The following is a 20,911-nucleotide window of genomic DNA, read 5'->3' on the forward strand; positions in this document are numbered from 1 at the left end:
ACCTGCCGGACCAGCCGGCGTCGTCTACTGGCCCTCGAGGCTAGTGGGCGCGGGCTCAGTCCTCGGCGAGGCGCGCGGTGAGCCACTCGCGCAGCTCGGGACCGTAGTCGTCGCGGTCGAGCGCGAAATCGACGGCGGCCTTCAGGTAGCCGCCCGGGTTGCCGAGGTCGTGGCGGGTGCCCTGGTGGATGACGACGTGCACCGGCTCACCCTTCTCGATCAGCAGGGCGATCGCGTCGGTCAGCTGCAGTTCGCCGCCGGCGCCCGGGGTGATCTCGCGCAGCGCATCGAAGATCTTGCGGTCCAGGATGTAGCGGCCGGCGGCCGCCAGATTCGACGGGGCGTCGGCGACCGACGGCTTCTCCACCATGCCCTTGACCCGCTTCACGTCGGTCGGCGCTTCGCTCCCCGAACCCGTCGAGGGGGCCGCGTCCTCCACGTCGAAGACGCCGTACGAGCTGATGGTGTCGTCGTCGACCTCGATGGCGCACAGCACGCTGCCGCCGTAGCGGGCGCGGGTCTCGGCCATCTTGGTGAGCACGCCGCCGGGCAGCACCAGGTCGTCGGGCAGCAGGACGGCGATGGCGTCCTCGTCGGCACCGAGTTCGGCTTCCACACAGCCGACGGCGTGGCCGAGGCCGAGCGGCTCGTCCTGGATCACCGAGGCGACCTCGAGCAGCGACGGCGCGTTGCGCACCTTGGCCAGCATGCGGTCCTTGCCGCGCAGGCTGAGCGTGTTCTCCAGCACCAGGTCTTCGACGAAGTGGGCGACCACCCCGTCCTTGCCGGGTGAGGTGATGATCAGGAGCCGTTCGGCACCGGCCGACTTGGCTTCTTCGGCGACGAGCTCGATGCCGGGGGTGTCGACCACGGGCAGCAGTTCCTTGGGAACCGTCTTGGTGGCCGGCAGGAACCGGGTGCCCAGGCCGGCGGCCGGTACGACCGCGGTGTGCGGGATCTTGGCGAGCGACATGACCTCAGCCTAGTGCGGGGTTCTGGCAGGATCGGACGGGAGTCCTGCCCGGACGCTGTGAACCTGCTTCGAGGAGTCCCGTTGACCGACAAGGCCGATCTGCGCCGACGCATGCTGACGGCCCGCGAGGCGGTGAGCCCGTTCGAGGCGTCCCAGAGCATCGGGGATCTGGCCGAGTGGATGTACGCGCTGCCGGTGGAGCTGTCCGAGGGCGACACGGTGGCCGCCTACGTCGCGACCCGCCGCGAGCCGGGCGGCACCCCCCTGCTGGATGCGTTGGCCGATCAGGGGCTTCGGGTGCTGTTGCCGATCGTCCCGGAGGGCGATCCGCAGCGCCTGCAGTGGGGTGTCTACGAGGGGGAACGCGACTTGGACGAGGGCCGCTGGAATCTGTTGGAGCCGCAGGGACGGCGCCTGGATCCGGACACGCTGTCCGAGGCGAAGCTGATCCTGGTGCCGGCCGTCGCGGTGGACCGTCGCGGTGCACGCCTGGGGCGGGGTGCCGGCTACTACGACCGGACCCTGGCGAGCGTGTCGGCGCCGATCGTGGCCGTGGTGCACGACGCCGAGGTGATCGAGGAGGTGCCGGAGGATCCGACCGACGTCCGCGTCCAGTGGATCCTGACGCCGGGCACCGGATTCACTGCGGCCGCCGACCCGTCGGCCCCCTGAACCGCTTCAGTCCGAGCTGGAGCTGGAACCGCTGTCGCTCGACGACGAGGACGAGTCCGACTTGGTCTCCGCCTTGACGGAGTTCCCGCTGCGGGAGTCGGTGCGGTAGAAGCCGCTGCCCTTGAAGACAACACCGACGGAGTTGAACAGCTTGCGGAGCTTGCCGCCGCATTCGGGGCACACGGTGAGAGCGTCGTCGGAGAACGACTGCACGATGTCGAATGCGTTGTCGCATTCGGTGCATGCATAGCTGTAGGTGGGCACAGAAACCTCCGAAGTCTTCGTTGACGTCATTGTATATCCGTTCCTGGCACTCTCCCACTTCGAGTGCCAGGGGCAGGCGGCGGCTATTCGATGACGCGGGTGTCGCGGTCCCCGGCACCATCGAGGTTCATGTCCCGGGTCCGTGCCTTGTGTGCATCCCAGCGCAACAGAATCGCGCCCAGGACGGCGGAGACGAGCGATCCGGCGAGGATGCCGATCTTGCCGGCGATCATGTGGCCGTCGTCGTCGAACGACAGCTCGGCGATCAGCAGGGCGACGGTGAATCCGATGCCGCACAGCAGGCCGATGGGCAGCAGATCGCGGATGCCGATGGCGTCGGGCAGCCGCAGCGGCGTCAGCCGGGTGACCAGCCAGGTGGTGGACAGGACCCCGATCACCTTGCCGGCGACGAGGGCCGCGAACACGGCGGTGCCCACGGCGTGCACGATTCCGGACGTACCGACGACCGTGACGCCGGCGGACGCGAACGCGAACAGCGGCAGGGCGAAGCCCGACGACCACGGTGTGACGGCGTGACCCCAGGCGAGAGCCCGCGGCAGGGTCTCCCCGGCTCGGGCGAGTGCCGGGACGGTGAAGCCGAGCAGCACACCGGACACCGTGGCGTGGACTCCGGAGGCGTGGACGAACACCCAGGCGGCGAGCGCGAATGGCGCCATCAGCCACCACTGCGGCCGGCGCATCCGGGCGAGGACGCCGAAGACGGCGACGGCGGCCAGGCCGAGGACGAGCCACCGGACGTCGATGTGCGAGGTGTAGACGGTGGCGATCACGATGATGCCGAGCAGATCGTCGACCACGGCCAGGGTCATCAGGAAGACGCGCAGCGCGAGGGGGAGCCCGCGGCCGAAGACGGCAAGGACGGCGAGTGCGAAGGCGATGTCGGTCGCGGACGGGATGGCCCAGCCGCCGACCGCCCCGGATTCGGTGGGGGCGACGATCGCGAGATAGATGAGCGCGGGAACGATCATGCCGCCGACGGCGGCCGCGATCGGCACGCCGGCCCGCCGCGGATTGCGCAGGCTGCCGGCCACGAACTCGTGTTTGAGTTCCATGCCGACGACGAAGAAGAAGATCGCGAGGAGTCCGTCGGACGCCCAGTGGGCGACGGATAGGTGCAGGTGGAGCACATCCGGACCGACCTCGGTGACGAGGAACGACTGGTAGGTGCCCCGCCACGGGGAGTTCGCCCAGATCAGCGCGACGACGGCCGCGAACAGAAGCAGGCCGCCGCCGGTCACGTCACGGGCGATCCACCCGCGGAATCGGCTCGCTGCCATGTGCACAGTCTCCCATCCGCGGCACGGCCCTGTGGACACCGACCGGCCCGGCCACGCGGGATCGGCTTCGATCGGGGTCATGACTTCGGATCCGTTGAGTGCGCGCCTCGTCGACCGGGTGACGCAGCGGCTGCGTCCCGGACGACTGCGATCGGTGGCGGTCCGGCGGGCGCTGGCGGCGGCGTTCGTCGTCGCCGCCGTGCTGGTGCTGATCGCCGGACGAAGCGGCGCCCACACGACGCCCGTGCTGGTGGCGGCCCGCGATCTGCGTCCGGGCAGCGCGGTGGCGGCCGGCGACGTCGTACTTCGCCGCCTGCCGGCCGGGGCCGAGCTGGAGGGCATGCTCTCGCGGCCCGATGACGCGGTGGGCGCCCGCCTCTCGGGGGCGATCGCGGCGGGTGAGCCGATCACCCGCACCCGGCTGCTGTCCGGCCGCTCGCCGGCGGCACTGACCGGTCACGACGACGCCCGACTGGTGCCGGTGCGGCCCGCCGATGCGTCGATGACGAGTCTGCTGCGGGTGGGCGACACCGTCGACGTCCTCGACGATCGCGGTGAGGTGCTGGCCCGCTCCGCGGTGGTCGCGGTGACCGCCGATCCCCCGGCGCGCGGCGGGGCCGGTGAGCACCCGGTACTGCTGGCGATGCCGGCCGGCGACGCGGTGCGGGTGGCGTCGACCGGGCTGTCCGGCGCGGTCACGGTGATCCTGCACTGACCGCTAAAACCCTGCACCATCAGCCCCAGCACTTTACGATTCACCCATGCTGAAGGGTTTCAAGGAGTTCCTGCTCCGCGGCAACATCGTCGAGCTGGCCACTGCGGTCATCATCGGTACGGCGTTCACCGCGATCGTCACCGAGTTCACCAAATACATCATCAGTCCGCTGCTCGCGGCCATCCCGACGGGCGGCAGCGACTGCGGTCAGACCATGCCGGCCGGCGAGGACGGTGCCACGCAGCAGGCGACCGTCCAGGTGTGTGGCCTGCAGTATCAGATCCGCAAGGGTGATCCCTCCACCATCCTGAACTTCGGCGACGTGATCGCCGCCGGCATCAACTTCATCATCATCGCCGCGGTCGTCTATTTCCTGATCGTCGTCCCGTACAACAAGTTCGAGGAGCTGGCGAAGCTCAACAAGGACGAGGACGACGAGGACGAGAAGGACATCCTCAACGACATCCGCGACCTGCTGAAGGGCGACTCGGACGAGACCGCCAAGGCCGGCGACGCCGGCGTGAACCCGGTGCTGGCCGCGGCCACCGCGGGCCAGGTGGCAGCGGGTGCGGCGGCGTCCCCGCCACCGGTGACGCAGGCGTATTCGGCGCCCGAGGCCTATTCGGCTCCCCCGGCGGCACCCGCGGCACCGGCTGCGCCGACGCCTCCCGCCGCGCCGCAGGGCTACAGCTACCAGCCGGCCCCGACTCCTCCGCCGCAGGCACCGGCCGAGTACCCGGCGGCGCCCGCCGACTACCAGGCTCCGGCCGCCCCCGCCGACTACCGAATGCCGCCCGCCAACCCCGGCGACTACCTGCCGCCGGCACCGGGCGACTACCCGCCCGCGCCCGGCGACTACCCGCCCGGCGGCGAGCATCCGCGCCATTCGCGCTGACCGCAGACCACGGCGACCGCCGTCTCACCCGTGATCGGGTGGGGCGGCGGTCGTCGATTATTCAGGGTACCCTTACCAAGCAGGAGGGTCGTGCGCGAGCGGGCCCGCGACGAGGAGCACCGACGATGACGACGACCACCGCCACCGACGAACTGACCGGCCTCACTCTGGCGGCCGCCATGAAGCGCGGCTCGGCGGCCGAACACGAGGCGGCCGAACATTCGCCGTTCATGGAGGCGCTGTTCTCCGGTGAGGTCAACGAAGCCGGCTACGCCGACTACCTCCGCCGTCTGCGCGTCGTCTACGCCACGCTGGAGAGCCTCGGGCACGAGCTGACCGACGATCCGGTGGCCGGCCCGGTCCTGGACCGTTCCCTGGACCGCCTGGCCGCGATCGACGCCGACCTGGACGTGTGGGCACCCGGTCAGTCGCACGACGTCGTGTCCGAAGCGGCGTCCGCGTACGCCTCGGCGATCGCCGCCTCGGCGACGTGGGGCGGGCTCTACCTGGCCCACCACTACACGCGCTACCTCGGCGATCTGTCCGGCGGCCAGGCCGTCGGCCGCATCCTGGATCGCGCGTTCGAACTCGACGGCCGGGGCCTGAACTTCTACACGTTCACCGACATCAGCAAGCCGAAGCCGTACAAGGACGTCTACCGCGAGAAGCTCGACGCGGTCGGTGCGGAGCTGTCCGCGAACGACCGTCTCCGGGTGGTCGACGAGGTCCGCCACGCTTTCCGCCTGAACCAGAACCTGTTCGCGGAACTGAGCGAGAACCTCGACGCGTACCGCCGCTGACCGGACCGGTCAGTCGGTGTCGAGCACACCGGTCGAGGCGAACGTCTCCAGCCGGGCGAGATACGGGGTGATGTCGATCCCCTGGTCGGCGAGCCAGTCGTCCGAGTAGTACTTGTCCAGGTAGCGCTCGCCCGGATCGGCGAGCAGGGCCACGACGCTTCCCCGCCGTTTCGCGGCGGTCATCTGCGACATGATCCGGTAGGCGGCCCACAGGCCGGTGCCGGTGGAGGCGCCGACCTTGCGGCCGGTGAGCGTCTCGAGAATGCCGGATGGCGGCCACCGAGGCGGCGTCGGGGACGGTGATCATGCGGTCGATGCCGTCGCCGAGGAAGCTCGGCTCCACCCGCTGCCGCCCGATGCCTTCGATGCGCGAGGCGGCGTCGGTGTGCAGGTCGCCGTCGCGGTCCCGCCAGCCGGGGAAGAACGCCGAGTTCTCCGGGTCGGCGACGCAGAGCCCGGTGGTGCGGCCCGTGTAGGCGATGTACCGGGCCAGGGTGGCCGAGGTGCCGCCGGTGCCGGCGGTCGCAACGATCCACTCCGGTTCACTGAATCGTTCGAGGGACATCTGCTGGAAGATCGATTCGGCGATGTTGTTGTTGCCGCGCCAGTCGGTGGCGCGTTCGGCGTAGGTGAACTGATCCATGTAGTGGCCGCCGGTGTCGGCGGCCAGTTGCGCGGCGACGTCGTACACGGCGTCCGGCCGGTCCACGAGGTGACAGGTGCCGCCTTCGCGTTCGATCAGTTCGATCTTGTTGCGGCTGGTGGATCGCGCCATGACGGCGATGAACGGGACGCCGATCAGCCGGGCGAAGTAGGCCTCCGAGACGGCGGTCGATCCGCTGGACGCCTCGACGACGGGGTTGCCGCGCCGGATCCAGCCGTTGCAGAGGGCGTGCAGGAACAACGACCGCGCGAGGCGATGCTTGAGCGATCCGGTCGGGTGGGTCGACTCGTCCTTGAGATAGAGGTCGACGCCGCGGTCGGGCAGCGGCACCGAGATGAGATGGGTGTCGGCGGAACGGTTGCCCTCGGCCTTGATCTTGCCGACGGCCTCGGCCAGCCAGGCGCGATGCTCGGGGTCGTAGCGGTTGATGTCGGTGGGGTCGGCCGGTCGGGTACTCACCGATCCAGTATCGCCCGACCGCCCCCCATGTCGAAAGGAGAAGAGCCCCCGCTCGGAACGAATCCGAGCGGGGGCTCCCCCGACTGGCAGGCTGGGATCAGCCGATGCTGAAGGGGCGACCGTACAGGGTGATGTTGCCCTTGTAGTCGTCGGTCGACACCTGGACGTTCACCACGGCGCGAGCCTCGGCGAAGCCGGCGCAGCCGTCCACGCCGAAACGCTCCTGGCTGTACGCGACACCGCCCTGATGATCGGTGAAGGTGAAGCTGTTGACGGTGTTACCGCCGATGCTGGCCTTGATGACCGGCACGAACTTCGCATCACCGGGGGCGAGAGTGAATCCGGAACCTACTCCGGTGTCGGAAGCCAATGGAACATCGAGCGAGCCGCCCCCGACCGGCACAGTGATGACCGACTGATCATCAGAGCTGGTGGTGACACCTGCCGTTCCACTGCCTGAAGCACCGAAATTGAGCTGGCAACCGACGACGTAGCCGGGAGTGACTGCGCCACCCTCAACGTCGCCACCGGTCGTCACGCGAACCTTGCCGGAGACGAAGACCTCCCTGCTGGTGGGCACATTGGTCACCGCCTGCTGGACCGAGTACTTCTCGTCGAAGAGCTTGATTGCGACGCTGCCGCCGGGAATCGCCTTACTCTTACTGACGCTCTTGAGGCTCGCGGCCTCCGCGGCGCCGGCACCGGTGACCGCGGCCGCCGCCACGCCCGCCACCGCGACGGCGGTGACCAGGCGGGCGACGCGCTGCTGGTTCTTCTGCATGTCGATCAGCCCAGCGAGAAGGGCTTGCCGTACATGGAGATGTTGCCCTTGAACTCGTCGGTGGAGACCTTGACGGTCACCTTGGCCACAGCCTCGGCGTGACCGGCGCAGCCGTCGACGCCGAAGCGCTCCTGGCTGTAGGCCACACCGCCGGTGGCGTCACCGAAGTTGAAGCTGTCGACGCTGTTGCCGCCGACGTTGGCCTTGATCACCGGCACGTACGCGGCCTGGCCCGGCGACAGGCTGAAGCCACCGCCGACACCACCGCTCGGCGACGGGGTCGCCGGAGTGAACGTGCCCGAGGAAATCGCGCCGGTGATCGCATCGGTGTTGTCGATATCCACACCGGCACCGCCGTTCGCGCTGGCGCCGAAGTTCAGCTGGCAGCCGACGATGTAGCCGACACCGATGTTGCCGCCCTTGACGTCGCCCGAGGTGGTCACGCGGACCTTGCCCGAGACGAACACCTCACGCGAGGTCGGGACGTTGGTGACGGCCCGGGTGATCTTGTACGACTCGTCGAACAGGCGGATGGTGACGCTGCCCGCATCGAACGAGCGGGTCTTGGTCGCACCCGGCAGCTTGCCCGCCTCCGCGGCACCGGCGGTGATGCCGGCGATGCCGACCAGGGCGGCGCCGGCCACGGCGGCACCGGACAGGACGCGCTTCTTCACGTTGCTCATATCAGTCTCTTCTCCTCAGGTCGCGATCAGCCGAGGCTGAAGGGCTTGCCGTACAGGGTGGACTGGACGAAGCCGCTGGTGCCGGAGAGCTCGTCGCCCTCGGTGGAGAGGCCGTCGGCCGCCATCACCTGGGCCACCGAGCGGGCGGAGGCGTAGCCGCCGCACTGCTGGACGTCCAGACCGAAGGAGTCGACCATCAGGGTGGCGCTCTTGCCGTCCTTGATCGGCATGCTGTCGCCGGAGACGAACGCGACCTGACCCGGCTTCAGCGGGATGGTCAGCGAACCGCTGAGCGAGCTGTCGATGCCGATCGTGCCCGACAGACCGCCCTCGAGGCCGGTGATGTCGACCTGGCAACCGACCAGGTAGCCGACGGTCAGGGTGCCCGAGCCCTTGCTCAGGGTCGCCTTGTAGGTGCCCGAGACGATCGCGGCACGGCCGGCGCCGTTGTTGGCGACCGAATGCGCCACGCGAGCGCTCTCGCCCTTACGGGTGATCTTGACGACCTGGCCGTCGACGCCGGTGGCGGTCTTGGAACCGCTCGGAAGCTTGGCGGCGTCGGCGACGCCGGCACCGATCGTGCCCGCGGCGCCCAGAGCGACGACCGCTCCGGCGATCACCGCATTGCGCATGGTCTTGCGCATGTTCTTCTCCTCGCTGTGGTGGGGACGCGTGTCAGCGTCTCTCGCGATCAGAACGTTATCTGAAAAAGGCCTGAGTCTCTATCGCTCAGCCCAATCGATTCGTTACACCCCACTACCGAAGCGTGAACGCTTTGTGACGGGCAGATTACAGACGCAGAAGCGTCCGTGAATAGGTCCTGGCCAGCGGCTATCCGTGGTGTGGCGGCCTATTCGCCTCGTACCATTCGCGTGAACGGGAAGTGTGAGGTGTTTCACCCGGATCAGCCTGAGCCGAATCCACGCCCTCGCCGAACACCTCGGCCAGACGCTTGCGCCGGCGCCAGTCGGCGCCGGAGTCGGACTCACGATCGGAGGACATGGCGGATCAGAACTCGCCGATCTCGTCGATGATGAAGTGTGACAGCGGAATCAGAGTCGCCATGCCGTCGCGGACCGCGGCCCGCGAGTTCGCCAGGTTCACCACCAGCGTCTGACCGGACACCCCGGCCAGGCCGCGCGACAGGCCGCCGTCGGTGGCACCGGCCGACAGGCCCGACGACCGCAGCGCCTCCTCGATGCCGCGCAGACGACGATCCAGCAGCGGTTCGGTGGCCTCCGGGGCGACGTCGCGGGCGCGCACACCCACACCGCCCACCGACACCACCAGGTCGACGCCGCCGATCACCGCGGTGTTCAGCGCATTGCGGATCTCCACCTCGTCACCGGACACCGCGACCGTGGCGTCCACGTGGTAGCCGCCCTCCTCGAGGAGTTCGCCGACCAGCGGACCGATCCGGGTCAAGTCCTCGCCGTGGGCCGCTTGATCGTCGACCACCACGACGAGTGCACGGGACACCGCGTCGTCGTCGGTCTCCGCCGCACGGGCGGCCGCGTCGGCCGCCTCCACGTCCGCATCGTCGATGTCGTCGACGAAGGCGTCTTCCAGGTCGGTCCCGATTCCGGTCATGATCGCTTCTTCCTGTTCGTCAGGCCTGGCCGAGTTTGACGTCGACGGTCTGCTGCTTGCCGCCCGCCGTGTACACGATCTTCACCTGATCGCCCGGCGCGTGCGAGCGGATCGCCGCGACCAGTGCCTCCGACGACGAGATGGTCTGGTCGTCCACCTTGGTGATCAGCGCGCCCTGCGGGATGCCGGCCTGGTCGGCGGCGCCGCCCTTGACCACCGAGGCCACCAGGGCACCCGGCTGGGTCACGTCGTCGTTCGGCCGGACGTTGACGCCCAGGTTGGCGCGGGTCACCTTGCCGCCGTTCATCAGCTGATCGGCCACGCGGCGGGCCTGGTCGATCGGGATGGCGAAGCCGAGCCCGATCGAACCGCTCTGACTGCTCTGATCGCCGCCGAGCGTCGCGATCGCACTGTTGATACCGATCAACGCACCCGACGAGTTGACCAGCGCGCCACCCGAGTTGCCCGGGTTGATGGCGGCGTCCGTCTGGATCGCGTCGATCACCGACTCCACGCTGCCGTCGGCGCCGGCCGTCGACACCGGACGGTTGAGCGCGCTGATGATGCCGGTGGTGACGGTGCCCTCCAGACCCAGCGGCGAACCGATCGCGATCACGCTCTGGCCGACCGACAGATTCGACGAGGTGCCCATCGCGATCGGCTGCAGGCCGGTCTTGTCCGCCTTGATGACGGCGATGTCGTTGGTGGGGTCGGCGCCGATCACCTTGGCGCGCGCCCGAGAACCGTCGGAGAAGCTGACCAGCACCTGATCGGCCGGCTTGTCCCCTCCTGCCGCGACCACATGGTTGTTGGTGAGGATGGTGCCGTCCTCGGACAGCACCACACCCGAACCCGATCCGGACTCCTGGCCGGTGGACACCTCGATGGACACCACCGACGGCAGCACGCGCGCCGCCACGTCTTGCACCGAACCCGGCTCGGCGGGCGGCTGCGCGGTCGCGGTGGCACCCGGAACCGTCTGCACCTTCGAACTGCTGTTGCTCGTGGAGCTGCCGCTGTCCGACATCTGGTGGCCCACCACACCGCCGATACCGCCGGCCAGCAGACCGACCGCGGCCACACCGGCCACGGTCAGCGGAAGCTTGCTACTCGACTTCGGCGCCGCGGCCACCGGCTGGGCGGCAGCGGGGTCGTAGGCGGCCTGGGTGTCGTACGGGGGCTGCGGCGCGGTGTGGCCGTCCGGCACGCTCTGCCACGTCGGCTGCTGCAGCGTCGGATTGACGCCGTAGGCGGGCGGCGGCGTCACCGGCTGCTGGGCGCCGGGCGCGGCGGCACCGGGCTGCGGCTGGGTGGGATCGTTCGCGAACGGGCCGTTCTGGTCGGGCCCGGAGTTCTGCCGGTCGTCGGTCATGCGTTCAGCCTATGGGACTTTTCTGTGAGGTTGGTCAGCAAGTCCTGGGAATCTCACAGAACGGCGGGGAACCGCGGTTCAGCGCGGCACGACCATCGGTTTCGGCTCGGTGTGGATCGGCGATCCGGGCAGCGTCATCCGGATGAGCGCACCGCCGCCCGGCGCCTGCTCGGCGGTCACGGCGCCGCCGATCCGTTCCACCACCTGGCGCACGATCGCCAGCCCCAGACCGGATCCGGGCATCGAGCGCGTCGACGTCGCCCGGTAGAACCGTTCGAAGACCAATTCCCGGTCTTCCGGCGGAATTCCGGGACCGCAGTCGGCGACGGTCAGTTCCGCCAGTTCGGGGCGCGTCTGCCGCAGCGTCACCGTGACCTCGCGGCCCGGCGGAGACCATTTGGCGGCGTTGTCCAGCACGTTCAGCACGGCACGACCCAGCCCGGACGCTTCACCGAACACGAACCACGGCTGCGTCGTCACGGCGAAGTCGATGTCCGAGCGTCGGCGGCGGACCCGCACCAGCGCCTCCTCGATAGTCTCGTCCATGTCGACCTCCTCGAAGACCGCGTCCTGCGCGTCGTCGCGAGCCAGATCGACCAGATCGCCGACCAGCGTGGACAGCTCCTCCATCTGCGCCATCACATCCGACTTGAGCTCCACCATGTCTTCAGCCGGCACCTTCGGGGCACCCGGCTCCGACGACGCGATCAGCAACTCCAGATTGGTGCGCAGCGACGTCAACGGCGTCTTCAGTTCGTGACCGGCGTCAGCCACCAGGCGCGCCTGCTTGGCCCTCGACTCGGCGGTGGCCGCCAGCATCTCGTTGAACGCCTCGGTGAGCCGGGCGATCTCGTCCTTACCGGTCACCGGGATCGGCCGCAGATCCTGGGTACGGGCCACCCGTTCCGTCGCCGTCGTCAAACGGGTCACCGGGCGCAGACCGCCCCGCGCCACCAGCGTGCCGGCCAGCGCGGCGAACGCCACCCCGATGCCGCCGGCCAGGAACAGCACCGACGCCAGCCGTTTCAGGATCGCGTCCGTGTGCTCCATACTTTCGGCCAGCACCAGGGTGCTGCCGTCCGACAGCTTCCGGGCCAGCACCCGATGGTTGTCGACGGTGCGCAGACTCTGATTCATCTGGCCGTGCGCGTTCGTCGACGCCGCGATCTCCTTCTCCGGCTCGTCGAAGGGCACGTCACCGATGTGGTAGACGATTCCGTCCGGATCGATCAGCGCGATCGTGATGTTGGTGGAGAACACGGTGCCCGCCATCAGGGCCTCCGGATTCTTGGCCAGCTGACCGCTCTTGGCGAGCGCCGTCATACCGTCCGCGCGCGACGCCAGCTGCGAGTCGACGTCGTGGTACAGCGCCCGGTACACGAACACGAACGTCGCCCCGGCCATCAGCATCGCCGACAGCAGCACCACCGCCGCCGACAGCAGGGCGACGCGGGTGCGCAGGGACACCGACCGCGTCAGCGGATTAGGTTCCCGCATGGCGCGCGGCTCGTGGCGACCGGAGACCACGGCCCGCTACGGCGCGTTCTCGCGCAGCACGTAGCCGACGCCGCGCACGGTGTGGATCAGGCGCGGCTCGTCGTCGGCCTCGGTCTTGCGGCGCAGATAGCCGATGTACACCTCGAGGGCGTTGCCGGACGTCGGGAAGTCGTAGCCCCACACCTCTTCGAGGATCCGGCTGCGGGTGAGCACACGGCGCGGATTGGCCATCAGCATCTCCAGCAGCGCGAACTCGGTGCGCGTGAGACTGATCTGGCGTTCGCCGCGGGTCACCTCGCGGGTCACCGGATCGAGGGTGAGGTCCTCGAAGCTCATCGCCTCCGACTCCTCGTCGTCGCCGGAGGTGCGGCGCGACAACGCGCGCAGCCGGGCGAGGAGTTCCTCCATCGCGAACGGCTTGGGCAGGTAGTCGTCGGCGCCGGCGTCCAGGCCACTGACGCGTTCGGACACCGAGTCGCGGGCGGTGAGCACCAGGATCGGCAGGTCGTCGCCGGCCGAACGGAGCCGGCGGCACACCTCCAGGCCGTCGAGGCGCGGCATCATCACGTCGAGCACCATCAGGTCGGGCCGGTCGGCGATGACCTTCTCCAGTGCTTCCAGACCGTCGCTCGCCGTCTCCACGGTGTAGCCGTTGAACGTCAGTGATCGACGCAGCGACTCCCGGACCGCCCGGTCGTCGTCCACCACAAGAATGCGCATGCCTACAGTCTTATCCCCTCGGCTGAGAGCGCAGTAAGTAACGCGCCGAAAGCCGACGTACCGGACCCGTTCACCCGCGCCGCCCCTTCTTGTCCCTACTGCCCCGTATAGCGCTCGTCATCGCGTCATAGGCGAGCAGTGACGCTATACGGGGCAGTACGGACAACGGGAGCGCCGCAGGGGTTGCCTGTGGACACAGCAGACAGTTCACAGACGCGCCCGGCACACCTGTGAACGGCACGTTTCTCGGCCCACGCTGTGTTGATGAACCCACTCGAACAGGGCCGCGGCGTAGCGAGCTGGCACGTGCTGGCGCGCAGCGGGGTGACGCGCACGGATCTGCGCCACGCGCTCGGCGACGGCTACCTCCGCAGGCTCAGGCGCGGCTGGTACGCCACCGAGTCTGCCGACCGTACGGTCGTGTCCGCCGTTCTTCGCGATGGCGTCTGCAGCTGCGTGTCCGCGCTCGACCTGCACGGAGTGTGGGTACCCACCGATCACCGTATTCACGTCCGGGCCAGGGAGAGCGCCCACAAGCGATGGGGCCCGATCTTCTGCCACCGCCACGGCCGCCCGATACCCGAGACCACAGCGATAGACGACGTTCCGACGGCCCTGGCACACGCGGTCCGGTGTCTCGACGACGAAGGGATCGTCGTCGTGCTGGACTCGATCAGGAACCTGAGGTTGATGAGCGCCCCCGCGATCGAACGCACCGTCGCCGCCGGCCCCCGCTCACTGCAGCGTCTCCTCGATCGCTGCGCGCCGTCGCAAGCCGGCACCGAGACCATGGTGCGGCTTCGTCTCGCCGCACGCCGCGTACACACGCGAACCCAGGTGTGGATCGGCGGCGTGGGATTCGTGGACCTCCTGGTCGGCAATCGGCTGATCATCGAATGCGACAGAGGAGTACCACGCCAACCCGGAGCAGTTCGCCAAAGACCGCGCCCGGGACCGGAAAGCCGTGGAACTCGGCTACATCGTGATTCGCCTGACCTATCAGGACGTCGTCTACCGGTGGGCGAGCGTCGAACCCTCGATCCTGGCGGTGATCCAGCGAGGCGACCATCGCCGTCGCCTACCCCACTGACCGCCCCTCAACCCACCGACCTGCCGACCTGCCGACCTCTCCTTTGTCCCTACTGCCCCGTATAGCGCTCGTCATTGCGTTATAGCCGAGCAGTGACGCTATACGGGGCAGTAGGGACAGCAGACGGGTCAGTAGGGACAGCAGGACGGGTCAGCGGCGACGACGGGCCGCGGCGAGCATGTCGCCGACCTCGGTGAACTTGACGCGGGGGCGGCCCTGCCGGGCGCCGCGTTCGCGTTCGGCCCGGTCGATCCGGCGCATACCGCTGTAGCCCACGACCGTCCGCCGCTGCCGCAGAAGCTCGTCGAACGCTCCCGGTGCGGCGTCGGTGCGCTCGATCCGGCCGGCGACGACGTCGTCGAGGAACGCCTCCACCACCCCGATCGCGTGCTGCTTGTTGGCGCCGATACCGCCGGACGCGCCACGACCCGCCCACCCCAGCACGTAGGCGCCGGGAATCACGCCGTCGGCATCGATCAGGCGGCCGTCGACGTTGGGGAAGACACCGGCGGCCTCGTCGAACGGCAGTCCCGGGATCGGGGTAGCCCGGTGACCGATCGACCGGACCAGCAGATCGGCGGCGATCGTCTGCTCACGGTCACCGGTGCGCACGGTCACCGACTCGAGACGGCCGTCGCCGTCGGCCGCGACCGGAACACTGTGGAACGCGAACACGATGCGCCGGTTCTCCGGGTCGGCCGGCCCCGACAGATCGGGGTACTCACCGTCGGAGTACACCTCGGTGGTGACGCCCGGGATCACGGACAGGGCCCGGTACTCGGCGTCGGTGTAGGCGGCGGCGTCCTGACCGCGCCGGCCCAGGATCACCACCTCGTGCACGTTCTGCCGGCGCAGCAGGTCGAGCGCACGGTCGGCGACGTCGGTGGCGGCCAGCTCCTCGGGCGGCGACACCAGGATGCGAGCGACGTCGAGCGCCACGTTGCCGGTGCCCACGACCACCGCACGGCCCGTGCCGGCGTCGCCGGGCTCGGCGAGGGGTCGTGGCGCCTGCGCACCGGGGACCGCGTTGTACCAGGCGACGAGGTCGCTCGCCGACGTCGAACCGGGCAGGTCCTCCCCTGCAATCCCCAGTCGCCGCGACTGCGCCGCACCGACCGCGTAGAAGACCGCGTCGAAGTGGCCGGCCAGCTCGGCCGGGGTGACGGCACCGGCACCGTCACCGACCTCCACGTTGGTGGCCATGGTGACATGCGGATCCCGGTACAGCAGGTCGAAGGTCTTCATCACGTCCTTGGTGGACGGATGATCGGGTGCCACACCCGCCCGGACCAGACCGCCGGGCGTCGGCAGCCGGTCGAGGACGGTCACGTGGGCGCAGGTCCGATGCAGCAGGGTGCGCAGAGCGTAGGCGCCGGACGGGCCGGTGCCCACGATCGCGACCCGCAACCCGTCGGGCAGCGCCGGCAGATCCGGGTACGACACCCCGGTCCAGCCCGACGACACCTCCGGATGGTCCCGGTAGTAGTCGGCGTTGACGTTCTCGTAGATCCGGTCGCGGGGCGCGAGCCGGTCGGCCGGGAAGATCGCGTTCACCGGGCAGGCGTCGGCGCAGGCGCCGCAGTCGATGCACGCGTCCGGATCGATGTGCAGGATCTCCGAGGTGCCGAACCCGCGCTCCTCGGGTGTCGGATGGATGCAGTTGACCGGGCAGACCGAGACGCACCCGGCGTCACTGCAGCACGACTGGGTGATGACGAACGACACCTGGGCTCCTCGAGGTCAGAGCATGTGGGCTTTGCGGTACCACCGCATGGCCGGCTTGGTGAGCAGCCCGACCTCGTCGAGGAACTCGATCAGATGGGTGCAGCTGCTGCGGATCATCGAATGGAAGTGCTCGTTGTGGGCGGCCTCGGTGAAGGCGCGGCGCTTGTCGAGTCCGGCGTCCTCGTAGGCCTGCGGACGGATCAGGTTCATCACGATCGTGTAGGCGCCCATCGCGATCAGCAGTGCGCTGGCTTGACGGCGGCGTTCGGAGACGGTGGGCATCACTTCGCGAACCTGTTCGCGGGCGTACTTCATGTGCCGCGCCTCTTCGAGGACGTGGATCTCGTTGACGGTGCGGATGAACGGCAGTACCCGTTCGTCGCGCATGCAGCCGCGCTGGAAGACGTCGAGCACCTCTTCGGCGACCAGGATGCCGGCGTAGGCGACCTCCTGCTTGGCCATGTGGCGGAAGTACTTGCCGATCTTGCCGACCACCTTCTCCGGCCGGTAGGTGGTGCCGACCATCTTCTCGGAGGCCTTCGCGAACATCAGCGAGTGCCGGCATTCGTCGGCGATCTCGACAAGCGCGAACTGGAATTCGGGCGAGTGGTAGTCGCCGAGGTACTGGTCGTGCAGCACCATGTCCTGCAGCACCATCTCGAACCAGATGCCGATGCACATGATGGATGCGAACTCGTGCCGGGTCAGCGTGATCCGCTGCTCCTCGGACATCTCGTTCCAGTAGTCGGTCCCGTACAGCGACGACCATTCCGGGCTGCACCCGTACTTCGTCGGATCCATCGGCAACGACCAGTCGATCTCGGTCATCGCATTGCGGGAGAGTTTGGCGGCCGATGCGAGCAGCCGCTCGGAGACCTCGTCGACGCCCTGGTCCTGCAGGCTGACGACGGTGTCGACGTTCTCGTGATCTGCCAACGCAGTCATGGAGTTCCTCCGGCGTGAGTTCCGTCAGCGACCGACTTCATGACATCAGTAACTGTTACAACGGTTAATGTCACAATAGCAGTACTTGCGGTCATGCGCGACGCTCTGACAGGCTGGCGGGCACACAGTGAACGACTGTGCTCGCAAACCTTCGGGAGGACCTCCATGAGTTCGATCTTCATCTCCGGCGGCGCAGCAGGCATCGGCCTGGCCACGGCCAAGCGATTCGCCTCCGAGGGCTGGACGGTCGGCATCTACGACGTCGACGCCAAGGCCCTGGCCGCCGTGAAGAAGGAGAACCCGGACTTCATCACCGGCCCCCTCGACGTCACCGACGCCGACCAGTGGGACGCGGCGCTGGCCGACTTCACCTCGCACACCGGCGGCACCATCGACGTCCTCGACAACAACGCCGGCATCCTGGTGGCGGGCGACCTGACCGACATCACGCCGGCACAGATCAAGGCGCAGATCGACATCGACGCACTCGGCGTCGCCCTCGGCGCGCGGGCCGCCCACCCCTACCTGAAGGCGACACCCGGCGCCCACCTGGTGAACATCGCCTCGGCCTCGGCCATCTACGGCCAGCCCGGCATCGCCGTCTACTCGGCCGCCAAGTTCTTCGTCGCCGGCCTCACCGAGGCACTCGAGCTGGAGTGGCAGGCCGACGACATCCGCGTGGTCTCCATCTGGCCGCTGTGGGCCAAGACCGCGCTCGCCGACGAGGACGCCAAGAGCACCCAGACGCTCGGCATCCGCCTCACCCCCGAGGACGTCGCCGAAAAGGTGTGGGAGTCGGTGCACCCGAACCAGGCCGACAAGCTGCGTCGCCGCGTCCGGTACTCGGTCGGTGCGCAGACCAAGTTCCTGTCGAACGCCTCCAAGTTCGTGCCGGACACCGTCAGCCGCACGATCAACAAGTTCATCGCGCAGTAGGCCCGTCGAAGCGCGAGCCGACCACGCTCGTTGAGCCTGTCGAAGCGAGTCCTCCTTTCGACAAGCTCAAGGAGCGTTGAGGCTCACGGAGCGTGGCGGCTCAAGGAGCGTTGGGGGCTCAAGGAGCGTGGGGGCTCAGCCGCCGTTGAACGCGGGGCGGTACCGGCGGCAGGGTTCGCCGCGGAGCGCCTGGCAGTCGGGCGCCGGACCGCCGGCCCGCTGACCGGGGACCACCGGCAGCACCAACGACGATCCGCCGGCCCCCAGGCCGATCGTGTCGACGACGCGGCCGCCGGTGTTCGGGGTCTGGAACCGCCACGACGTCTTGTCGCCGCCGGGGGCGGTGATGGCGATGCGGATACGCGAACCCTTCCGGAACACGTGCCCGAGTGATGCCAGCTGGATGCGCGCGGTCTGGGTACCGGACAGCGGCGTCGGATTCAGCCAGTCGCGGGTCGGGTCGAGTGCCGTGGCCGACGCGTTGGTGGCGCGCAGCGAGGCACGCAGGAAGCCGGTGGTCACCAGGATCTCGGTGCCGTCCGGCCGCACCTCGGACACGGTGGCCTGCAGGTCGGTGTCCGGTGCCGACGACGACAGTTGCAGATCCAGGCTGCCCGGGCCGGCCACCAGCACGTCGTGCGGCTGCGGGGCGGTGATGAAGCCGACGCCGGCCCTGCCGGGGATCGGCGCCCAGTCGTAGGTGGCCGACGCCGACCACGGCTCTGTGGACGCGCCCTCGACGTTCATGGTGCCCTGCGGGCGGGCCTTCGGATCGGGCCGGAACGCGACCGACGACGACGCCCCCGGCGTCCTCGTCAGCGTGCCTCCGGCACCGAGAGTCCACCGTTGACCGTCGCCGACACTCGCGGCCGGCCACGACGAGAATCCGCGCGACCACGGCGACGACAGGTTGCCGGAGATCGGCGTCCCCGAGCCGTTGTCGAAGAACACCTGGATCCGCGGGTCTCGTTTGAAGAGGGCCTTGGCCTGCGCGAGGTTCGTCGCCTCCGGGTGCCGCGCGGTGACCAGCGGCCGGCCCGGCGAGGAGGTGACGGCCGCGTACACCACCGGCATCAGTGCGGTCAGGGCGTCGTTCTGTTTCGGCACGGTGCCGTCGACGAACAGGCGCAGGAACTCGTACCAGGGGCCGAGGAACTGCGGCCCGATGGAGTCGAGGTGCGCGCCGTTCATCATGCGCACCCATACGTTCGGATTGTGGTCGAAGTGCTTGATGATCTCGGTCCACTGCGGGCCGGTCTGTTCGTCTTGCAGTGCGCCGACGAGGTAGACGGGCACCGTCACCCGGTCCGCCCAGTAGGACGGTGAGCGATGCGCCATCAGTGACGGCGTCCGCGTCGGGTTGTCTTCGATCAGCTGCTTGATGCGCTGGGTCTGCAGCCGCAGCTTCTGGTTGTTCTTGCAGTGCCGGTCGCCACGACGGACCAGTTCCCGCGCGTACGGCTGACCCCCGCCCGGAGCGGGTTCGGCGTCGTCCTGGCGTTCGGTGAGCCAGGAGTTGGCGAAGCCGTTGTTGAAGATGCCGCCCGGGAAGCCGGTTGAGTACAGGTCATCGGTCAGGCTCATCGGGGCGATCGCCGCCAGACTCGGCGGATGCGTGCCGGCCACCGCGATCTGCGAGATGCCGGAGAACGAGATGCCGACGAGCCCGACCTTGTGGTGCTTGGTCCACGACTGCGCGCCGACCGTCTCGACGATGTCGTAGCCGTCGTAGATCGTCGGCCAGTCGAACAGGTCGAAGGCACCGCCCGAGCAGCCCGAGCCGCGCATCTGGACGTTGACGGAGGCGAAACCGGCGGTCGGCGCCACCTGGTTGCCGAGCAGGGTGCCGGTGGCGGGCGCGAGGGGGTCGTTGATCTTGGCGAGGCCCTCGACGGCGCCGACCAGGAAGTCGCCGGGGGCGGCGTGCTGGTAGCCGGAGTATTCGATGACGGTCGGGAACGGGCCGTCGGCGAGGGTCTTGCCGTACGGAAGCCGGACGGTGACCGCGAGTTCGACGCCGTCGCGCATGCGGACGTAGTTGAGGCCGGCGTGCAGCTTCTGCGAGGTGTACAGGCTGCGCGCGGGGGCGGACTCGTCGCGCACCGCGAAGGCGTTGCCGGCCGCCCCGCCCACCACGAAGTGATAGCCGGCGCCGGGGGTCAGGTCGCGGACCAGGAAGGAACCGAGCCGGTCGACGGTGCCGCTGCCGACGGTGTCGCCGCCGGGACCGATCAGCCGGACCGCGGCGCCGGGCTGGGCGTCGACGAGGTAGGCCTGATAGACGCTGCCGTGCCCGCTGCCGGTCCGCGGTGCCGCGCCCGCCGGAGCGCTGCACACACCCAGCGTCACCAGGGCGATCGCAAGGATCGCGATCACCGGTATCAGTCGCCGAAAGACGTTGCGTGAAGTCATGAGTTCCCCGACCCTTGTTCTCCGCATCTGCGAACACCATATGGAAACACTGATGTCCAGATTTCTGGTGACGCTAACAAACGGTGAGGCGACGCGGGACCGATTCGCGCAGGACGAGCCGAACTCCGATCCGCTCGGCTCAGCTCACCACCGGTACCCGCCGACGACGAAAGCCGCGACCGACATCAGTCGGTCGCGGCTCTCGAAGACGTTCTAGAGAACTGCGCTCAGCGGCGGTCGAGGTCGACCAGGCCCAGCTTGGCGGCCTTGGCCAGCCGGCGCGGGATGCGCTGGCTCACGCCGTTAATCTTCTCTTCCTGCAGCGGGGCGTTGTCTGCCTTCCACTGCGAGCGGCGACTGCGGGTGTTGGCCCGCGACATCCGGCGCTTGGGTACTGCCATGGCTCCAGCCCTTCTCTCA

The 20,911-nt window shown here is 68.9% G+C and carries 19 protein-coding genes and 1 pseudogene; 5 read left to right on the forward strand and 15 right to left on the reverse strand.

The window, feature by feature from the left end; all coding sequences use genetic code 11:
• Positions 1–55: 55 nt before the first annotated feature.
• Positions 56–973, reverse strand: a complete 918-nt coding sequence (locus QM774_RS08310) for a UTP--glucose-1-phosphate uridylyltransferase (RefSeq protein WP_414975429.1) — start codon at positions 971–973, stop codon at positions 56–58.
• Positions 974–1,054: 81 nt separating this feature from the next.
• On the opposite strand from QM774_RS08310, the gene QM774_RS08315 reads away from it, so the two are divergent.
• On the forward strand, positions 1,055–1,645 hold the full coding sequence (locus QM774_RS08315) for a 5-formyltetrahydrofolate cyclo-ligase (protein ID WP_414975430.1): 591 nt from the start codon (positions 1,055–1,057) through the stop codon (positions 1,643–1,645).
• A 6-nt stretch (positions 1,646–1,651) separates the two neighbouring features.
• Here QM774_RS08315 and QM774_RS08320 read toward each other — a convergent pair whose 3' ends face one another.
• On the reverse strand, positions 1,652–1,909 hold the full coding sequence (locus QM774_RS08320) for an FmdB family zinc ribbon protein (protein WP_414975431.1): 258 nt from the start codon (positions 1,907–1,909) through the stop codon (positions 1,652–1,654).
• Positions 1,910–1,992: 83 nt separating this feature from the next.
• Positions 1,993–3,207 carry a Na+/H+ antiporter NhaA gene (nhaA, locus tag QM774_RS08325; protein ID WP_414975432.1) on the reverse strand — a complete coding sequence of 405 codons (1,215 nt, stop codon included), beginning with the start codon at positions 3,205–3,207 and terminating at the stop codon, positions 1,993–1,995.
• 79 nt (positions 3,208–3,286) lie between these two features.
• Between nhaA and QM774_RS08330 the strand changes: the two genes are divergently transcribed.
• The 3 genes from QM774_RS08330 to QM774_RS08340 all read left to right on the forward strand — a co-directional run bounded on the left by QM774_RS08330 (position 3,287) and on the right by QM774_RS08340 (position 5,617).
• On the forward strand, positions 3,287–3,922 hold the full coding sequence (locus tag QM774_RS08330; protein ID WP_414975433.1) for an SAF domain-containing protein: 636 nt from the start codon (positions 3,287–3,289) through the stop codon (positions 3,920–3,922).
• Positions 3,923–3,968: 46 nt separating this feature from the next.
• On the forward strand, positions 3,969–4,817 hold the full coding sequence (locus tag QM774_RS08335) for an MscL family protein (RefSeq protein WP_414975434.1): 849 nt from the start codon (positions 3,969–3,971) through the stop codon (positions 4,815–4,817).
• Positions 4,818–4,942: 125 nt separating this feature from the next.
• A complete protein-coding gene (locus tag QM774_RS08340) occupies positions 4,943–5,617 on the forward strand; it encodes a heme oxygenase (biliverdin-producing) (protein ID WP_414975435.1) in 675 nt (224 codons plus the stop codon).
• Between the two features lie 9 nt (positions 5,618–5,626).
• Here the strand turns inward: QM774_RS08340 and QM774_RS08345 are convergent.
• From QM774_RS08345 to QM774_RS08390, 10 genes and pseudogenes are all read right to left on the reverse strand, one after another.
• Positions 5,627–6,740: pseudogene (locus QM774_RS08345) on the reverse strand (PLP-dependent cysteine synthase family protein).
• A gap of 97 nt (positions 6,741–6,837) precedes the next feature.
• Positions 6,838–7,521 carry an MspA family porin gene (locus tag QM774_RS08350; protein ID WP_414975436.1) on the reverse strand — a complete coding sequence of 228 codons (684 nt, stop codon included), beginning with the start codon at positions 7,519–7,521 and terminating at the stop codon, positions 6,838–6,840.
• A 5-nt stretch (positions 7,522–7,526) separates the two neighbouring features.
• Positions 7,527–8,204 (reverse strand): MspA family porin, encoded by a 678-nt coding sequence (locus QM774_RS08355; RefSeq protein WP_414975437.1) that lies wholly within the window; start codon positions 8,202–8,204, stop codon positions 7,527–7,529.
• A gap of 26 nt (positions 8,205–8,230) precedes the next feature.
• Positions 8,231–8,848, reverse strand: coding sequence for an MspA family porin (locus QM774_RS08360; protein WP_414975438.1), 618 nt, complete (start codon positions 8,846–8,848; stop codon positions 8,231–8,233).
• Between the two features lie 364 nt (positions 8,849–9,212).
• Positions 9,213–9,794 (reverse strand): MogA/MoaB family molybdenum cofactor biosynthesis protein, encoded by a 582-nt coding sequence (locus QM774_RS08365; RefSeq protein ID WP_414975439.1) that lies wholly within the window; start codon positions 9,792–9,794, stop codon positions 9,213–9,215.
• Positions 9,795–9,813: 19 nt separating this feature from the next.
• A complete protein-coding gene (locus QM774_RS08370) occupies positions 9,814–11,166 on the reverse strand; it encodes a S1C family serine protease (protein ID WP_414975440.1) in 1,353 nt (450 codons plus the stop codon).
• A gap of 78 nt (positions 11,167–11,244) precedes the next feature.
• The gene (locus QM774_RS08375; RefSeq protein ID WP_414975441.1) at positions 11,245–12,663 is read right to left on the reverse strand and encodes an ATP-binding protein; all 1,419 of its coding nucleotides are present in this window, start codon (positions 12,661–12,663) and stop codon (positions 11,245–11,247) included.
• A 36-nt stretch (positions 12,664–12,699) separates the two neighbouring features.
• Positions 12,700–13,383, reverse strand: coding sequence for a response regulator transcription factor (locus QM774_RS08380; protein WP_414975442.1), 684 nt, complete (start codon positions 13,381–13,383; stop codon positions 12,700–12,702).
• Positions 13,384–14,623: 1,240 nt separating this feature from the next.
• Positions 14,624–16,198 (reverse strand): FAD-dependent oxidoreductase, encoded by a 1,575-nt coding sequence (locus tag QM774_RS08385; RefSeq protein ID WP_414975443.1) that lies wholly within the window; start codon positions 16,196–16,198, stop codon positions 14,624–14,626.
• 15 nt (positions 16,199–16,213) lie between these two features.
• Positions 16,214–17,143, reverse strand: coding sequence for an AurF N-oxygenase family protein (locus QM774_RS08390; protein WP_414975444.1), 930 nt, complete (start codon positions 17,141–17,143; stop codon positions 16,214–16,216).
• A gap of 165 nt (positions 17,144–17,308) precedes the next feature.
• On the opposite strand from QM774_RS08390, the gene QM774_RS08395 reads away from it, so the two are divergent.
• Positions 17,309–18,079, forward strand: coding sequence for an SDR family oxidoreductase (locus tag QM774_RS08395; protein WP_414975445.1), 771 nt, complete (start codon positions 17,309–17,311; stop codon positions 18,077–18,079).
• Between the two features lie 135 nt (positions 18,080–18,214).
• On the opposite strand, the gene QM774_RS08400 is transcribed toward QM774_RS08395, so the two are convergent.
• Both QM774_RS08400 and rpmF read right to left on the reverse strand, forming a co-directional pair.
• Positions 18,215–20,491: a CocE/NonD family hydrolase gene (locus QM774_RS08400; RefSeq protein ID WP_414975446.1), complete on the reverse strand. Its 2,277-nt coding sequence runs from the start codon at positions 20,489–20,491 to the stop codon at positions 18,215–18,217.
• 227 nt (positions 20,492–20,718) lie between these two features.
• Positions 20,719–20,892 carry a 50S ribosomal protein L32 gene (rpmF, locus tag QM774_RS08405; RefSeq protein WP_414975447.1) on the reverse strand — a complete coding sequence of 58 codons (174 nt, stop codon included), beginning with the start codon at positions 20,890–20,892 and terminating at the stop codon, positions 20,719–20,721.
• Between the last annotated feature and the right edge of the window lie 19 nt (positions 20,893–20,911).

Source organism: Gordonia sp. (in: high G+C Gram-positive bacteria) (genome assembly GCF_047600565.1).
Taxonomy (GTDB): Bacteria; Actinomycetota; Actinomycetes; order Mycobacteriales; family Mycobacteriaceae; genus Gordonia.

What these genes read in the sequence shown, in the direction of transcription:
- QM774_RS08310 (WP_414975429.1), bottom strand. Translation starts at nt 973, where the DNA reads ATGTCGCTCGCCAAGATCCCGCACACCGCGGTCGTACCGGCCGCCGGC.
- nhaA (WP_414975432.1), bottom strand. Translation starts at nt 3,207, where the DNA reads ATGGCAGCGAGCCGATTCCGCGGGTGGATCGCCCGTGACGTGACCGGC.
- QM774_RS08330 (WP_414975433.1), top strand. Translation starts at nt 3,287, where the DNA reads ATGACTTCGGATCCGTTGAGTGCGCGCCTCGTCGACCGGGTGACGCAG.
- QM774_RS08335 (WP_414975434.1), top strand. Translation starts at nt 3,969, where the DNA reads ATGCTGAAGGGTTTCAAGGAGTTCCTGCTCCGCGGCAACATCGTCGAG.
- QM774_RS08340 (WP_414975435.1), top strand. Translation starts at nt 4,943, where the DNA reads ATGACGACGACCACCGCCACCGACGAACTGACCGGCCTCACTCTGGCG.
- QM774_RS08350 (WP_414975436.1), bottom strand. Translation starts at nt 7,521, where the DNA reads ATGCAGAAGAACCAGCAGCGCGTCGCCCGCCTGGTCACCGCCGTCGCG.
- QM774_RS08355 (WP_414975437.1), bottom strand. Translation starts at nt 8,204, where the DNA reads ATGAGCAACGTGAAGAAGCGCGTCCTGTCCGGTGCCGCCGTGGCCGGC.
- QM774_RS08360 (WP_414975438.1), bottom strand. Translation starts at nt 8,848, where the DNA reads ATGCGCAAGACCATGCGCAATGCGGTGATCGCCGGAGCGGTCGTCGCT.
- QM774_RS08365 (WP_414975439.1), bottom strand. Translation starts at nt 9,794, where the DNA reads ATGACCGGAATCGGGACCGACCTGGAAGACGCCTTCGTCGACGACATC.
- QM774_RS08370 (WP_414975440.1), bottom strand. Translation starts at nt 11,166, where the DNA reads ATGACCGACGACCGGCAGAACTCCGGGCCCGACCAGAACGGCCCGTTC.
- QM774_RS08375 (WP_414975441.1), bottom strand. Translation starts at nt 12,663, where the DNA reads ATGCGGGAACCTAATCCGCTGACGCGGTCGGTGTCCCTGCGCACCCGC.
- QM774_RS08380 (WP_414975442.1), bottom strand. Translation starts at nt 13,383, where the DNA reads ATGCGCATTCTTGTGGTGGACGACGACCGGGCGGTCCGGGAGTCGCTG.
- QM774_RS08390 (WP_414975444.1), bottom strand. Translation starts at nt 17,143, where the DNA reads ATGACTGCGTTGGCAGATCACGAGAACGTCGACACCGTCGTCAGCCTG.
- QM774_RS08395 (WP_414975445.1), top strand. Translation starts at nt 17,309, where the DNA reads ATGAGTTCGATCTTCATCTCCGGCGGCGCAGCAGGCATCGGCCTGGCC.
- QM774_RS08400 (WP_414975446.1), bottom strand. Translation starts at nt 20,491, where the DNA reads ATGACTTCACGCAACGTCTTTCGGCGACTGATACCGGTGATCGCGATC.
- rpmF (WP_414975447.1), bottom strand. Translation starts at nt 20,892, where the DNA reads ATGGCAGTACCCAAGCGCCGGATGTCGCGGGCCAACACCCGCAGTCGC.